This is a genomic window from Actinoplanes palleronii (assembly GCF_016862315.1).
GTDB lineage: Bacteria > Actinomycetota > Actinomycetes > Mycobacteriales > Micromonosporaceae > Actinoplanes > Actinoplanes palleronii.
This window is the reverse complement of record NZ_BOMS01000162.1, coordinates 1-14,255: the sequence shown is the minus strand read 5'-3', so window position 1 is coordinate 14,255 and position 14,255 is coordinate 1. Positions and strand designations below refer to the sequence as shown.

The 14,255-nt window shown below is 70.5% G+C and carries 15 protein-coding genes; 5 read left to right on the top strand and 10 right to left on the bottom strand.

Annotated elements, in window-relative coordinates:
• Positions 1 to 80: 80 nt before the first annotated feature.
• The 5 genes from Apa02nite_RS45195 to Apa02nite_RS45175 all read right to left on the bottom strand — a co-directional run bounded on the left by Apa02nite_RS45195 (position 81) and on the right by Apa02nite_RS45175 (position 3,838).
• Entirely contained in the window at positions 81 to 950 is an 870-nt protein-coding gene (locus Apa02nite_RS45195; protein ID WP_239165026.1) for an alpha/beta fold hydrolase, read from the bottom strand.
• A 224-nt stretch (positions 951 to 1,174) separates the two neighbouring features.
• Entirely contained in the window at positions 1,175 to 2,404 is a 1,230-nt protein-coding gene (locus tag Apa02nite_RS45190; protein ID WP_203830674.1) for an NAD(P)-binding domain-containing protein, read from the bottom strand.
• A 3-nt stretch (positions 2,405 to 2,407) separates the two neighbouring features.
• Positions 2,408 to 2,956, bottom strand: coding sequence for an OsmC family protein (locus tag Apa02nite_RS45185; RefSeq protein WP_203830634.1), 549 nt, complete (start codon positions 2,954 to 2,956; stop codon positions 2,408 to 2,410).
• 152 nt (positions 2,957 to 3,108) lie between these two features.
• Positions 3,109 to 3,759 carry an RNA-guided endonuclease InsQ/TnpB family protein gene (locus Apa02nite_RS45180; protein ID WP_239165020.1) on the bottom strand — a complete coding sequence of 217 codons (651 nt, stop codon included), beginning with the start codon at positions 3,757 to 3,759 and terminating at the stop codon, positions 3,109 to 3,111.
• Positions 3,692 to 3,838 carry a hypothetical protein gene (locus tag Apa02nite_RS45175; RefSeq protein ID WP_203830632.1) on the bottom strand — a complete coding sequence of 49 codons (147 nt, stop codon included), beginning with the start codon at positions 3,836 to 3,838 and terminating at the stop codon, positions 3,692 to 3,694. Before Apa02nite_RS45175 ends, Apa02nite_RS45180 begins: the two co-directional genes overlap by 68 nt.
• 110 nt (positions 3,839 to 3,948) lie before the next feature.
• Between Apa02nite_RS45175 and metX the strand changes: the two genes are divergently transcribed.
• The 3 genes from metX to Apa02nite_RS45160 are packed head-to-tail and all read left to right on the top strand — an operon-like array spanning position 3,949 to position 6,883.
• A complete protein-coding gene (metX, locus tag Apa02nite_RS45170; RefSeq protein ID WP_203830631.1) occupies positions 3,949 to 5,121 on the top strand; it encodes a homoserine O-acetyltransferase MetX in 1,173 nt (390 codons plus the stop codon).
• On the top strand, positions 5,118 to 6,404 hold the full coding sequence (locus Apa02nite_RS45165) for an O-acetylhomoserine aminocarboxypropyltransferase/cysteine synthase family protein (RefSeq protein WP_203830630.1): 1,287 nt from the start codon (positions 5,118 to 5,120) through the stop codon (positions 6,402 to 6,404). Before metX ends, Apa02nite_RS45165 begins: the two co-directional genes overlap by 4 nt.
• Complete coding sequence (locus Apa02nite_RS45160; protein WP_203830629.1) at positions 6,401 to 6,883, top strand: CoA-binding protein; 483 nt, start codon at positions 6,401 to 6,403, stop codon at positions 6,881 to 6,883. Before Apa02nite_RS45165 ends, Apa02nite_RS45160 begins: the two co-directional genes overlap by 4 nt.
• Before the next feature lie 79 nt (positions 6,884 to 6,962).
• On the opposite strand, the gene Apa02nite_RS45155 is transcribed toward Apa02nite_RS45160, so the two are convergent.
• Positions 6,963 to 8,957, bottom strand: a complete 1,995-nt coding sequence (locus tag Apa02nite_RS45155; protein ID WP_203830628.1) for a putative bifunctional diguanylate cyclase/phosphodiesterase — start codon at positions 8,955 to 8,957, stop codon at positions 6,963 to 6,965.
• Between the two features lie 157 nt (positions 8,958 to 9,114).
• Between Apa02nite_RS45155 and Apa02nite_RS45150 the strand changes: the two genes are divergently transcribed.
• Positions 9,115 to 10,245 carry a branched-chain amino acid ABC transporter substrate-binding protein gene (locus tag Apa02nite_RS45150; protein ID WP_203830627.1) on the top strand — a complete coding sequence of 377 codons (1,131 nt, stop codon included), beginning with the start codon at positions 9,115 to 9,117 and terminating at the stop codon, positions 10,243 to 10,245.
• A 52-nt stretch (positions 10,246 to 10,297) separates the two neighbouring features.
• On the opposite strand, the gene Apa02nite_RS45145 is transcribed toward Apa02nite_RS45150, so the two are convergent.
• Genes Apa02nite_RS45145 through trhA form a run of 4 tightly spaced genes read right to left on the bottom strand, consistent with a single transcriptional unit; the run spans position 10,298 to position 13,621 of the window.
• The gene (locus Apa02nite_RS45145) at positions 10,298 to 10,957 is read right to left on the bottom strand and encodes a methionine ABC transporter permease (RefSeq protein WP_067705522.1); all 660 of its coding nucleotides are present in this window, start codon (positions 10,955 to 10,957) and stop codon (positions 10,298 to 10,300) included.
• 1 nt (position 10,958) lies between these two features.
• Entirely contained in the window at positions 10,959 to 11,987 is a 1,029-nt protein-coding gene (locus tag Apa02nite_RS45140) for a methionine ABC transporter ATP-binding protein (RefSeq protein WP_239165019.1), read from the bottom strand.
• A gap of 13 nt (positions 11,988 to 12,000) precedes the next feature.
• Positions 12,001 to 12,939, bottom strand: a complete 939-nt coding sequence (locus tag Apa02nite_RS45135) for a MetQ/NlpA family ABC transporter substrate-binding protein (RefSeq protein WP_203830626.1) — start codon at positions 12,937 to 12,939, stop codon at positions 12,001 to 12,003.
• Between the two features lie 49 nt (positions 12,940 to 12,988).
• Positions 12,989 to 13,621, bottom strand: a complete 633-nt coding sequence (gene trhA, locus Apa02nite_RS45130) for a PAQR family membrane homeostasis protein TrhA (RefSeq protein ID WP_239165018.1) — start codon at positions 13,619 to 13,621, stop codon at positions 12,989 to 12,991.
• A 120-nt stretch (positions 13,622 to 13,741) separates the two neighbouring features.
• Here trhA and Apa02nite_RS45125 point away from each other — a divergent pair, with 120 nt between their 5' ends.
• Positions 13,742 to 14,095, top strand: coding sequence for a nuclear transport factor 2 family protein (locus Apa02nite_RS45125; protein WP_067705515.1), 354 nt, complete (start codon positions 13,742 to 13,744; stop codon positions 14,093 to 14,095).
• The last annotated feature ends 160 nt before the right edge of the window (positions 14,096 to 14,255 follow it).

Genomic DNA, 14,255 nt, shown 5'->3' with positions numbered 1-14,255 from the left:
TCAGGGGTGTCTCACGGCGCGTGAGACACCCCTGAGCACCAGCCACCACCAGCCCACCGCCACCGACGCCGACGCCGGGGTCAGCGTTGCAGCGAATGCAGCGCGTCCACCACGACATCGGGCGCCCGCAGCGGCACGAAGTGATCAGCGCCGGGGATCCGCACCAGCCGGCACCCGGGCAGGCGCCGCGCGGCCTCGACGCAGGCTGGCACGAACGACGGCCGCTCGAGGTCACCGAGCAGCAGCACGCTGGGCACGGTGACGTCCTCCAGCCGGGACCACGCGTCGCCGTCCTCGGCGAGGCTGTCACCCCAGTGGAGCCAGAACCGGACCGACGAGCGCAACTGCTCGACGACCACCGGGTCGCGGCCGGCCTGAGCCCACCGCGCGATGCCCTGCTCAAGGAAGATCGCCGGGTCATCGCTGTCCGGCGCGTCGGCGAGGTCGCGGCCAGCCGCGGCGCCGCCGGCATCGCGCGAGGTCGCAGTATCACCGGGATCACGCGCGGCCTCGGCACCACCGGGATCACGCGCGACCGCGGCGCCGCCGGAACCACGCGCGACCGCAGCGCCACCGGGATTCTGGGCAGGTGGGGCGCCGGAGATACCGGGGCAGGCCAGCACCATCCCCCGGACCCGATCAGGATCGGCCAGGGCCAGATCAAGCGCGCTGCCGCCGCCCATGCTGCACCCGACGAACAACGCCGACCCCACCGCGAGTCCGTCCAGCACCCGTCGCAGATCGGCCAGCGGGGAGAACCGGCCGTCCGGGGGCGCGGAGCGACCGAAGCCCCGCACGTCATAACGGATCAGGCGGTGCCGTCCGGCAAGCCGCGCCCAGACCAGGTCCCAGATCCGGGAGTCACCGACCCCCGGATGCAGCAGCACCACCGGCGGCAGAGCACCCCCGGTGTCCTCACACCAGACCGACCCGTCCCCCACATCGATCATTCGCTGCACGGCCGCGAGCCTGCCACACCGGCCCTGATCCGGCGCGGAATATGACGCCGTCCCGCTCCGCGGATGACGATCGCTCCGGGTATCGCTGTTCCGGCTGGTGCTGAGGGGTGTCTCGACGTCGTTGAGACACCCCTCAGCACCAGCCGGAGCACGGAGGCGCGCTGCGGTCGGGAGTGGCAGCGGTCCCCGCGGCGCGCGATCGGGACCGTGGGCGATCAGCGGTGCGAACTCGGGACGGGCAGGCTTGTGGCCAGGTGCTCGGTGACGGCGCGGGCGTCGTCCTCGATGCCGTTGAGGAACGTGGAGCGGCGGCGGCGCAGCACCGGCAGGCCGAGCGCGTAGAGACCCGGGCTGTCGACGACGCCGCCCTCGTGCCGCAGCCGGCCCTTCTCGTCGACCACCGGCACGTCGAGCCAGCCGTAGTCGGGCCGGAACCCGGTCGCCCACACCACCGTGCTGATCTCCCCGTGACCGAGATCGATCTGCCACCGCGGTGCCGCCGGGACCCTCGTCGGCGGCAGCTCGACCTCCGGTTGCGAGAGACCCGCCCACTGATCAAAACCCGCCAGCATCCGCTTCATCTTCAGGTCCGCCAGCGCGCAGACGTTCGTGAGACCTCCGGAGAAGAGCAGGACCCCATCGCGTACGGCGGAAAGCCGCCCCACGAGCTCCACCCCGAGATCGGTCAGCGCGTTCAGGTCGAGCGTGGCCCGTTCCGGGGTGCCGACCAGCTGCGGTGACGGCAGCCGCCGGGCCCGGGTGAGATCGTCGACCTGGTCGTAGCGCTGGTCCCACACTCCGGTCGCGTCCATCCACCACAGCACGTCCCGGTCCCGGTGCAACCGTGGCATCCGCACGTGCTCCCCGGTCGACAGGATCACCGGCCGGCCGGAGCGGCGCAGCTCGGCCGCGATCTGCACCCCGGTCGCCGACCCGCCGACCACGAGCACCCCGCCCTCGGCCAGCCCGTCGGGCCCGCGGTAGTCGAACGGCGTCAGCTGCCGCACGCCGGGCGGCAGGCCGGCGGCCAGCGCCGGCACGGTCGGCACGTTGCAGGCGCCGCCGGCCAGCACCACCGACCGGGCGCGCAGCTCACCTCCGCTGGTGACCAGCCGGTAGCCGTCGTCGTCGCGGCGCACCGAGGTGACCGCCGTGTTCGTACGGACCGGCGCCGCGGTGACACCGGCGAACTGCTCGATGAACGCGACCACCTCGCCGGACGTCATGTACCCGTCCGGGTCCGGGCCGTCGTAGTGGTGGCCGGGCAGCCGGCTCAGCCAGTTCGGGGTGAGCAGCCGCAGCGAGTCCCAGCGTTCCCGGCGCCACGAGTTGGCGACCTCGCCGCGTTCGAGCACGACGTGGTCGATCGACCGGGCGGTGAGGAAGTGGCTGGCGGCCAGGCCGGCGTGTCCCGCGCCGACGACGACCGTGGTGACCTGTTCGATGACTCAGGCCACCTCGACCGTGACGTTCGTCGGGTTGGTCAGCGCGTCGTAGACCGCCGAGCGCTTCTGCGACTGGGCGACCAGCGCTTCGATCTCCTCCTGGGACGCGTCCGCGTCGATGTGGAAGGTCACCTTGATGTCGTTGAAGCCGTTGCGTACGTCGCTGTCGGCCCCGAGGATGCCCCGGATGTCGTGCGCGCCCTCGACGGTGGACTCGACCGAGCGCAGCTGGATCCCGCGGTTCTGCGCGACCGACGCGACACCGGCGGTGAGGCAGCCAGCCAGGCCGACCAGCAGGTACTCGATCGGGGTGATGCCGTTGTCCTCAGCCGCGAACACGGCCGGGTGATCCGCGGCGAACGTGGTCTCGTTCTTGTGGGTCTGCTCCTGGCCGAGCCCGAAGAACTTCTCGATCGTGGTGGTGCTGTGCACCCCGTGCTGCCACTTGCTGGACGCGCGCCAGGTGAACTGGGCGGCGTCCGGAGCGCCCTTGAGGACTTCGCGCGCGTCGAGCAGCGCTTGGACGTTGACTCCGTTATCAATGGTGGTCATACCGAGGAATCCTTCCGTGCCGGCGACGCCTCTACAAGGCCCATCGGGATACTAGACATAAGCTCCGACCTGGCCTAACTTCCGAGGGTCAACTACCGGGCTCTGAGGGGCCTGGCTTGCAGATCGTGAGGCTCGTAGTAATGGGTACGAGGTCACGCCGCGTTCGGCCGGTTGACGGCTGCCCGGCGACCAATGTTGATCGCCGCGTTGTGGTCGGCGGGGCCGGCGTGCCCGCACCGGAGACAGCGGAACTCATCGCGGGTGCGGCGGTTGCGTTTGTCGGTGTGTCCGCAGCGGGAGCATTCCCGGGAGGTGTTGCGCGGGTCGACCGGCCGCACCGGCACGCCAGCGAGGGCTGCCTTGTAGCTGACGAACGTGCGCAACTGTCGGAATGCCCAGGAGCGCAGGTCGGAGCGCTGAGCCTTCGTGACCGTTACCCGGTCGCGGATCCCGCTCAAGTCTTCGAGCTTGATCCCGCGCCGGGTGCCTTTGGCTACCCCGACCAGTGCCTTGGAGATGCGGTGGTTGACGTCCCGCGCGTAGCGGGACTCCTTGCGGCGGCGCTTCTTCAGCAGCCGCTTGGCGCTCTCGGTCCCCAGGGCCTGCAGCCTCGCGCGCAATCGATTGTTGCGGCGGCGCACCACTCGCACGACCTTGCCGCTGTGGTTGGTGCCGTCGGAATCGGTGGCCAGGTTGACCACACCGAGGTCGACCCCGAGCCAGCCCTCCGGTTCATCACCACCGGACGGCTCGGGTACCGCTGGTCGTACTGCACGGCACCGCCACCCGGTCAGAAGCGGCATTACAGGCGCGCATGGTGGTTTCGAGCAGCGTCGCCTGCTCCACCGTCGGAGCAAGCTTCAACAGCTCCGTCACCAGCACACATCGACCGTAGTCCTCAGTGGGGAGATGCCCAAGATGTTGTTGACGTATAGGTTGCAGCCGGGCTTCCTCCCGGCCCTGAGGGACCAGGCTTCCGTCCCTTACGCCGGGTGAGAAACACCCGCTCGGTCGGCACCGTGGAGACGCGGTACCTGGATCTGCCGGCGCCGCTGCCGCTCGACTCGGGCCGGGAGCTGCGCGGGGTCCGGGTGGCGTACGAGACCTACGGCACCCTGGCACCGGCCCGCGACAACGTCATCCTGGTCTGCCACGCGCTCAGCGGGGACGCGCACGCCGCCGGGATCGCCGCCACCGCGCCGGCCGAAAGCACCCGGGACGGGTTCGCGGCGGTCGGCAGCCCGAAAGGGATCGGCTGGTGGGACGGCATGATCGGGCCGGGCAAGGCGTTCGACACCGACCGGTTCTTCGTGGTCTCCACCAACCTGCTCGGTGGCTGCCGGGGCACCACCGGACCGTCCTCGGCCGACCCGGCGACCGGCCGGCCGTACGGTAAGGATTTTCCGGTCCTGACCGTCGCGGACATGGTCCGGTGCGAGCGGGCCTTCCTGGACGTGCTCGGCATCGAGCGGCTGGCCGCCGTGGCGGGCGGCTCGCTCGGCGGGATGCAGGCGCTGCAGTGGGCGGTGGACCACCCCGATCAGGTGAACGCGATCGTGGTGATCGCGTCCACGCACGGGCTGCAGCCGCAGGGGGTGGCCTGGAACGCGATCGCCCGCGAGGCGATCATGCGCGACCCGGACTGGCAGGGCGGCGACTACTACGGCACCGGACGCTCGCCGGACGCCGGGATGGGCGTGGCCCGGATGGTCGGGCACGTCACCTATCTCTCCGCGCCCGCGCTGGCCGGGAAGTTCGGGCGGCGGCTGCAGTCCGGCGGGGACATCCGGTACACGCTCAGCGAGCCGGAGTTCGAGGTGGAGAGCTACCTGCAGCACCAGGCCGGCTCGTTCGTGCGGCGCTTCGACGCGAATACCTACCTGCACCTGTCCCGCGCGCTGACCTATTTTGATCTGTCCCGCGAGCACGGCTCGCTGCAGGCTGCCGCCGAGCAAATCCAAGCGCGGACCCTGCTGATCGCGTTCAGCTCGGACTGGCTCTACCCGCCGGCGGCGTCCGAAGAGATCGAGGAGGCGTTGCGCAAGGCCGGGAAGCCGGTCGAGTATCACCTGATCGAGGCGCCCTACGGACACGACTGCTTCCTGCTGGAAGAGGCCCGGCAGACTCCCATCGTCCGCGAGTTCCTGAACGGAAGCCGAGCATGAGCGAAGACCACGAGTTCGGGTTCGAGACCCGGCAGCTGCACGCCGGGCAACGGCCCGATCCGAACACCGGCGCCCGCGCCGTGCCGATCTTCCAGACCACCAGCTACGTGTTCGAGGACCCGGAGTCCGCGGCCGCCTACTTCAACCTGCAGGAGTACGGCAACACGTACTCCCGGATCATGAACCCGACGGTCGCGGTCTTCGAGGAGCGGATCGCGAACCTGGAGGGTGGCGCCGGCGCGGTCGCGTTCGCCAGCGGGATCGCCGCGCAGGCCGCCGCGCTGTTCACGCTGCTGCAGCCGGGTGACCACGTGGTCGCCTCGTCGGCGCTCTACGGCGGCACGGTCAACCAGTTCAAGCACCTGTTCGGCAAGCTGAACGTCGAGCTGACCTGGGTGGACCCGGACGACCCGGAGGCCTGGCGCAAGGCGGTGCGGGCGAACACCAAGGCGTTCTTCGGCGAGACGATCGGCAACCCCGGCGGGAACGTGCTGGACATCGCGACCGTGGCGGCCATCGCGCACGAGCACGAGCTGCCGCTGATCGTGGACAACACGTTCGCGACGCCGTACCTGTGCCGGCCGATCGAGCACGGCGCCGACATCGTCATCCACTCGGCGACGAAGTTCATCGGCGGGCACGGCACCAGCATCGGCGGGGTGGTCACCGAGGCCGGCACGTTCAACTGGTCCAACGGGCGGTTCCCGGTGATCGCCGAGCCCTCACCGGCCTACCACGGGCTGCAGTTCCACGAGACGTTCGGCACGTACGGCTACCTGATGAAGCTGCGCGCCGAGACGCTGCGGGACCTGGGTGGCACGCTCTCGCCGTTCAACGCGTTCCTGCTGCTGCAGGGCCTGGAGACGCTGTCGCTGCGGATGGACCGGCACGTCGCGAACGCCGGTACGGTCGCCGCGTTCCTGGACGCGCACCCCCTCGCGTCGAACGTCACCTACGCCGGGCTGCCCGGCAGCCGGTTCCAGCCGCTGGTCGAGAAGTACCTGCCGCTCGGGGCGGGCGCGGTGTTCTCGTTCGACGTCGCCGGGGGCCGCGAGGCCGGGCAGGACCTGATCCGCGGGGTGACGCTCTGGTCGCACCTGGCCAACGTCGGCGACGCGAAGAGCCTGATCATCCACCCGGCCAGCACCACGCACCGGCAGCTCAGCGACGACGAGCTGCGCGCCGCCGGGGTCCGGCCCGGGACCGTACGGCTGTCGGTCGGCATCGAGTCGGTCGACGATCTGATCTGGGACCTGAAGCAGGCGTTGGAGGCACAGCGATGACCGATTCCGGCGCGTACCAGGACGTCACCACCATCCAGCGGATCCTGCACACCGCGAAGACCGTCGCGATCGTCGGGCTGTCCAGCAACGAGCTGCGGGCCAGCTATTTCGTCGGCTACTACCTGAAACGGCACGGCTATCAGGTGATCCCGGTCAACCCGAGGGAGACCGAGATCCTGGGTGAGCGCAGCTACCCGAGCCTGACCGACCTGCCCGGGCCGGTCGACGTGGTGAACGTGTTCCGGGCGCCGGCAGCGCTGCCGCAGATCGCCCGGGACGCGGTGGCGATCGGCGCGGGCGCGCTCTGGTGCCAGTTCGGGGTGCTCAACGACGAGGGCAACCGGATCGCCGCCGACGGCGGGCTGGACCTGGTCGTCGACCGCTGCCTCAAGATCGAACACGCCCGGTACATCGGCCGGATGCACTGGCTGGGCTTCAACACCCAGCGGATCACGTCGGTGCGCACCGGGTTGCAGTGAACGACGCTTCCCGTCGTACACAATCGGGATTTTGATCTTGATTTGGGGTCGCCGGGGTCGCCGGGGTCGCCGGGTTCACTCAGCCGCGGTGTGACGGTGACGCCGGCTGCCGGCCGGCCACCCGACCGGCCCGGGCGCACGCGGCCGGCACCTCGTCGGCCGGTACCGGGCGGCTCAGCACAAAACCCTGGGCGAGATCGCAGCCCAGGTCCCGCAGCACGGCCAGCGCCTCGAGCTCCTCGACGCCCTTCGCGACGACCGACATGCCCAGGTTGTGCCCCAGGTCGATGGCGCTGCGCATCATCACCACGTCGTCGGCGTCGTAGGCGAGGCCCCGCACGAACGACCGGTCGATCTTGAATTCGTCGGCCGGCAGCTGGCGCAGCTGGGACAGCGAGCTGGAGCCGCTGCCGAAGTCGTCGACCGAGATCATGATCCCCTGTTCGCGGGCCTGCCGCAGGACCGTGCGGGCCCGCTCCGATTCGGCCAGCACGCCGCTCTCGGTCAGCTCCAGCCGCAGCATGCCGCGCGGCAGCCCGGCGGCGGCGATCGCCGCGCAGACCCGGGCCAGGAAGCCGTCGTGCAGCAGGCACCGCGGCGAGACGTTCACCGACACCACCAGCGGCTCGGCCGTGGCAGACCAGCGGGCCGCCTGCGCCACCGCGATGTCCAGCAGGTGGTATGTCAACGGCGTCGCCAGACCCCGGGACGCGGCGATGTCGAGGAAAGCCGCGGGCAGCAGCAGCCCCCGGGCCGGATGACACCAGCGCACCAACGCCTCGACGGCGGTCACCGTGCCGTCCGTGAGCCGGACCTGCGGCTGGAAGTACAACGTCAGCTGCCCGTCCGGGTCACCGGTCTCCAGCAGCGCGCGGAGCTCACCGAACAGAGCCATCTCGTCGGGCGCCACGGCGTCCAGGATCGGGTCGTGGACGGCGACGCCGCCGCCCGCGGACTTCGCCCGGTACATCGCCGCGTCGGCTTGGCGCAGCAGTTCGTCGTCGTCGGCGCCCGCCCCGCCGATGGTGAGGCCGATGCTGGCACTGACCGAGGCGGGGCCGACGTCCAGCAGGAAGTCGTGCCGGATCTCGTCGACGAGCCGGTCGGCCACCTCGGCGGCGGCCGCCAGATCGGCGACGCCGGGCAGCAGCACCGCGAACTCGTCGCCACCCAGCCGGGCGGCCAGGTCACCGTCGCGCACGCCGGTCAGCAACCGGCCTCCGACAGCCTGCAGGAGCTGATCGCCGGCCTGGTGGCCGAGCGTGTCGTTCACCGCCTTGAAGCCGTCCAAGTCGATGATCATGATGCCCACCTGGTCGTCCGGCCCACCGGAGGACACCGCCCGGGCCAGGCGCTCGTGGAACATCCGCCGGTTCGGCAGCCCGGTCAGCGGGTCGTGCAGGGACCGGTACTCGCTGGCGTCGGCGTCCAGGACCAGCCGGCGCTGATAGCTCAGCACCAGCCGCCAGATCACGCCGACCAGGGTGAGGCCCACCCCGAAGCCGACCGACGTGCCGATCAGCATGCGCACCTCGGCGCCCTGCATCTCGGCGGCCTGCCGTTGCGCACTGGCGTGGTACGCCCGGCTCACGGTGTCCACATCCTGCTGCAGGGTGTAGTAGGACGGCGTCACGCTGAGGCCGTCGAAGCTGAGGCTGGCCGGATCGCCGTCCGCGACCAGTGCCATCAGCTGTTCGGCGTTCGCCCGGTACTCCCGCTGCCGGCCGAGCAGCCGGGTCGCCTCGCTGTCGGCGCCGGGCAGCCCGTGCCGGACGGCGAGCTGGAGCGCGCTGTCCACCAGATCGGCGGCCTGCACGAACCGGCTGCGCACCGCCGAGGACGGCTCCACCTGGTAGTGGCGCAGGTTGACCTCTTCGAGCGTGATCGCGCCGCGGGCCTCGCTGAAGTCCGCGTCCACGTGCAGGGCCCGGCTGTGGTCGCGGGCCGCCCGGGTGGTGAGCCACGTGCCGATGATGGTGTAGGAGCCGAGCGCCAGCAGCACACTCGCCAGCGCGGCCGTGGTGGTCAGACTGTGTCGCCGGCGTGCCCGGGAGTCATCGCGGCTCCGCTTCACGACGCCTCCTTCACTCCATGACCACTGACCACCATCGGCCGCCCGCTGCCAGACCTGAACAAAGTGCTCAGCACCCGCCGCCCGGCCGCCGAAGGGAAAGGTGGCCATGTGGCTCGGCGGAAGGCACGGCATGGGCGTCGGCCCACGGTTCAGAACGTTGCTCACGGTCCTCGTGCTGGCCGGCGCGGCCGTACTCGGTGGCTGCGGCGACGACCCGGCCGATCCCGGCGCCGGACCGGCGGCCACCATCCGGCTGGGCGCCCTGGTCCCGCTCTCCGGCACCAACGCGCAGTCCGGTCGCGAGATGCGTGACGCGGCGCAGATGGCGGTCGACGAGGCCAACGCGGCCGGCGGCGTGCTCGGCCGTCAGGTGGAACTGCTGGTGCTCGACGACGCCTGCGACCCCGGCACCGCCGTGGCGAGCGCCAACGACCTGGTGGCGAAGGACATCACCGTCTCGGTCGGCGGCTACTGCAGCAGCGCCACCGTGCCCACCCTGAAGGTCTTCCGGGACGCCGGCGTGCCGATGGTGATCGCGCTGGCCACCTCCACCGACCTGCTGGTACCGAAGTACGACAGCATCTTCCTGATCAGTGGCACGGTCGCCGACGAGGGCACCTTCGCGATCGCCGGCATGCGCCGGATGGGCAGCAAGCGGCTGATCATCGTCAACGACGGCACCAGCTTCCCGGTGACGCTCGGCAAACAGACCGTCGCCGCGGCCGGCCTTCCCGGCACCGGCATCCGGGTGGTCGCCACCCACGCGCTCAGCCAGGGCGCGCCGTCCTACGACCGGCTGGCCGAGCAGATCCTCGGCGAGAAGGCCGACACGGTGTACTTCACCGGCTACTACGGCGAGGCCAACCAGCTCATCAAGGACCTGCGGACCGCCGGTTTCACCGGCAAGATCTTCGTCGGTGACGGCGCGACCGACGGCCCGCTGCTCACCGACCTCACCGCCGCGCAGACCAAGAATGTGTACGGGACCGCGCTGATGGTGCCGGCGCTCATGTCGTCACTGGCCGACTGGTCGGCGAAGTTCACGGCGGCGACCGGCCGGGCGCCCAGCCCCAGCGGCCCGGAGGCCTTCGACGCGGTCACGGTGGCCCTGGACGCGATCACACGGGCCGGTTCGGTCGAGCACGCCGCGGTACGTGCCGCGATCGCCGCCACCGCCGGCCTGCCGCTGCTGTCCGGACCGGCCACGTTCAAACCCGACGGCACCAGGACGCAGCCGGCCTTCCTGCTGCTGGAGGTCCGGGACGGCAAGCTCGTGGAGGTGTCGTAGCGGTTCGCAGGGGTCCCGCCGCGGTTCGCAGGGGTCCCGCCGCAGTGTGGCCTCAGCGGCGCAGGGCCTTGCGGGCCAGGTAGTTGCCGAGGAACTGCCCGGCCTGGACGATCACGATGATCGTGGCGACCGTGATGTAGACGACCGGCCAGTTGTACCGCTGCGAGCCGTAGGTGACCGCGAAGTCACCCAGTCCCCCGCCGCCGAACAGCCCGGCCTGCGCGGACATGTCCACCACGCCGACGAAGATGAACGTGTAACCCAGGATCACCGGCCCGAGCGCCTCGGGGACGACCACGGTCAGCAGGATGCTCAACGGCCGCGCGCCGGCCGCCCGGGCCGCCTCGATCACCCCCGGCTCGACCGCCAGCAGGTTCTGCTCGATGATCCGGCTGACCGCGAACGCCGCGGCCAGCGACAGTGCGAAGGTGACCGCGTCGGTGCCGATCGTGGTGCCGATGGCGACCAGCATGAGCGGCTGGATCGCGGTCAAGAAGATCACGAATGGAATCGGCCGGACCAGGTTGACCAGGATGTTCACCACGACGTAGACGAACCGGTTGGCCATCAGGCTGCCCGGGCGGGTGGCGTAGAGGACCAGGCCGAGGGCGAGACCGAGCAGGCCGCCGGCCACCACCGAGATCAGTACGATGTAGAACGTCTGCCCGATCGCCTCGCGGAAGACCGGCAGGTTCGTGAGGAACTCGTCCACGTCAGTTCTCCTCGGTCACGTCGACGCCGTCGGCGCGCAGCGCGGCGAGGGCCGCGCCGATCCCGTCGTCCGGGCCGGTCAGCTCGAAGGTCAGGCTGCCGACCGCGCGCTCCTGCAGCTCGCTGATGCCGCCGAAGATGATCCCGGCCGCCACGCTGTGCTCCAGGAACGTCGTGGCCAGCGCGGTCTGGAACCCGGTCTGGTCGCGGATCGCCACGGTGACGATCCGCCCGCGGTGCGTCCGGCGCAGCCGCTCCAGCGTTTCCGGCGAGGGCCGGTCCCGCAGTGCGCCGCGCACGAAGTCGGCGGCCGCCGCGCTCTTCGGCCGGGCGAAGACGTCGTAGAGCGTGCCGGACTCGGCGATCCTGCCGCCCTCCATCACCGCGACCCGGTTCGCCACCGCGCGGATCACGTCCAGCTCGTGGGTGATCAGCACGATGGTCACGCCGAGTTCCCGGTTGACCCGGCCGAGCAGGGCGAGCACCTCGGCGGTGGTCTTCGGGTCCAGGGCGCTGGTGGCCTCGTCGGCGAGCAGCAGCGACGGTTCGGTGGCCAGCGCGCGGGCGATGCCGACGCGCTGCTTCTGCCCGCCGGAGAGCTGCTCGGGGTGGTCGTGGGCGCGGTCGAGCAGCCCGACGAAGTCCAGCAGCCGGGCCACCCTGCGGTCCCGTTCCTCGCGGGCGACGCCGGCCACCTTGAGCGGGTAGGCGACGTTGCCCGCGACGGTCCGGGACCGGAACAGGTTGAACTGCTGGAAGATCATGCCGATGTCGCGGCGGACGCCTCTCTGATCACGTTCGGACAGCGCGGTGATCTCCCGGCCGCCGACGTGCACCCGGCCGCTGGTCGGCCGCTCCAGCCCGTTGATCAGCCGGATCAGGGTGCTCTTGCCGGCGCCGGAGTGGCCGATGACGCCGAACACCTCGCCCTCGGCGACCTCCAGGCTGACGTCGTCGAGGGCGACGACGCGGTCGCCGTTACGACCGCGGGTGAACGACTTGGTGACGTGCTCCAGGCGTACGTGCGACACGGCGGCCGGTGCTCTACTTCTTGCCCGCGGCGACGGCCTGGTCCTGCACCGTGGTGAGCAGCGCCTGCAGGTCGGCGGCGGACACCGTGCGCAGCACCGCGACGTTGCCGTTGGCCTCCTGGACGCCCTTCTCCACGGCCGGGTCGTGGTAGAGCTCGGCGAGCTTCAGGTACGTCGCGTTGTCCTTGTCGGCCTTGCGCGCGGTGAAGATGTTCACGTACGGCGCGGCGCTGGCACTGGCCGGGTCGTCCTGGAAGATCGCGTTGTCCCGGGGCAGCTTCGCGCTGGTGGCGTAGTTGTTGTTGACGATCGCGCCGGCCACCGAGCCGGCCTGCAGCGCGCCCGCGGTCTGCGACGCGTCGAGGGTCACCACGTCGACCTTCTTGCTCTCGACGTCGGCGGTGCTGGAGAACGCGGTGCCGCCGCCCTTCAGCGTGACCAGCCCGGCCGCCTGCAGCACCAGCAGCCCGCGGGCCTGGTTGATGGCGTCGTTCGGGATGGCGACCTTGGCGCCCGCCGGCAACTCCTGCGGGGTCTTGAACTTCAGCGAGTACAGCGGCAGCGGGTAGACCGCGGTGGCGCCGATCGGCTGCAGGTCGTCGCCCGAGGTGGCGTTGTAGTTGGCAAGGTACTGAATGTGCTGGAACTGGTTGAGCTCCAGCTGCTTCTCCTTCAACGCCGGGTTCGGCTGGCTGTAGTCGCTGAAGTTGACCAGGTTCACGGTCACGTTCAGCCGCTGCTTAGCCAGGTCCTGATACGTCTTCCAGTACGGCGCGGACGCGTCGGCGACCCCGATCCGCACCGTCGTGGCGTCGCCGCCGTCGTCGTCGCCGGACGTGGTGATCGCGATGACCGCACCGGCCGCGACCACCACCGCCGCGGCGGCCGCGATCCAGGGCCAGCGGCTGCGGCGGCGGGCGGGCAGTTGCGGTGCATCGGGGGATTCAGACATGTGGATCACGATAACCTATCTCTCCGATAGGTTAAATGCCGACCGCCGGTCAGAAGGCGCGCAGGGCGATCCCGATGCCGATGCAGTGGGTGCCGAAGGCCGCGATGGTCAGCGCGTGGAAGACCTCGTGGAAGCCGAACCAGCGCAGGTTCGGGTTGGGCCGCTGCAGACCGTAGACGACCGCGCCGAGGGTGTAGAGCACACCGCCGAGGATCAGGAGCGCGACGACCAGAGCGCCGCCGGTGCGCCAGAACCCGGGCAGGTAGAACACCGCGAACCAGCCCAGCGCGATGTACACCGGCACGTACAGCCAGCGCGGGGCATCGGTCCACAGCACCCGGAAGGCGACGCCGGCCAGCGCGACGCACCACACGATCCACAGCAGGGTCCGGGCCTGCCCGGGCGGCAGCAGGAGCACGCAGAACGGCGTGTAGCTACCGGCGATGATCAAGAAGATGTTGGCGTGGTCGAATCCCCGCAGCCGCTTGTGGGCCCGCTCGCTCCATCGGCCCCGATGGAAGAGCGCGCTGATGCCGAACAGCAGCGCCGCCGACACCGTGAACAGCGCCAGCGCCACCCGGGTACGGGCGTCCGGGCACAGCGCCGTCAAAAAACCGCCGACCACGACGGCGACAGGAAACGTGCCGGCGTGCAGCCACCCGCGAAGGTGGGGCTTGATCACGGTCGTCAAAGCAGTCGTGTCCTCACTGAGCGCCACCGGGTGAGGAGTGCCAGGCCGCGTCACCGAGAACGATAGCGGCCAACCGGCCCGTGAAACGATTCCGGGATGTGCGCATCCACGATGATGAACCGATTGGCCGAGGTCATCGACGCCCAGAGCTGGGACGAACTGCCCACACTGCTGCACGACGACTTCACCTGCCGCTATGTGCACACCGGTGAGACCTTCGATCGCGCGACCTGGGTGCGGCTGAACGCCGAGTACCCGGGCTTCGATCACCTCATCCTCGAGGACTGCATCGGCACCGAGCTCCGCGCGGCGGGCCGATCGCACGTCACCGGCTACAGCGGCGGCGAGCTCCACCACTTCGAGGTGGCCACGTTCATCACGCTGCGCGACGGGCTGATCGCCGACATGACGGAGGTCTGGACCGACGTCAACGCGGTCGCCCCAGCCGGGACCCGTCCCGCCTAGGTCGTGTTTCGGAACCCGGCTGAGTGCGAGGCGAGGTCAGGAGTGTGGCTGGCATCGGGCGCGAAGCGCCCGCATACCGGTGTTGTATGTGGGCGCTTCGCGGACGCTGCCAGGCGCGCTCCTGGCCACGCCGCAGCCCCGGCCGGGTTCCGAAACACGA

Coding starts and splice junctions, on each gene's coding strand:
- Apa02nite_RS45195 (WP_239165026.1), bottom strand. CDS start 950: ATGATCGATGTGGGGGACGGGTCGGTCTGGTGTGAGGACACCGGGGGT.
- Apa02nite_RS45185 (WP_203830634.1), bottom strand. CDS start 2,956: ATGACCACCATTGATAACGGAGTCAACGTCCAAGCGCTGCTCGACGCG.
- Apa02nite_RS45180 (WP_239165020.1), bottom strand. CDS start 3,759: ATGCCGCTTCTGACCGGGTGGCGGTGCCGTGCAGTACGACCAGCGGTA.
- Apa02nite_RS45165 (WP_203830630.1), top strand. CDS start 5,118: ATGAGCGAAGACCACGAGTTCGGGTTCGAGACCCGGCAGCTGCACGCC.
- Apa02nite_RS45160 (WP_203830629.1), top strand. CDS start 6,401: ATGACCGATTCCGGCGCGTACCAGGACGTCACCACCATCCAGCGGATC.
- Apa02nite_RS45135 (WP_203830626.1), bottom strand. CDS start 12,939: ATGTCTGAATCCCCCGATGCACCGCAACTGCCCGCCCGCCGCCGCAGC.
- Apa02nite_RS45125 (WP_067705515.1), top strand. CDS start 13,742: ATGATGAACCGATTGGCCGAGGTCATCGACGCCCAGAGCTGGGACGAA.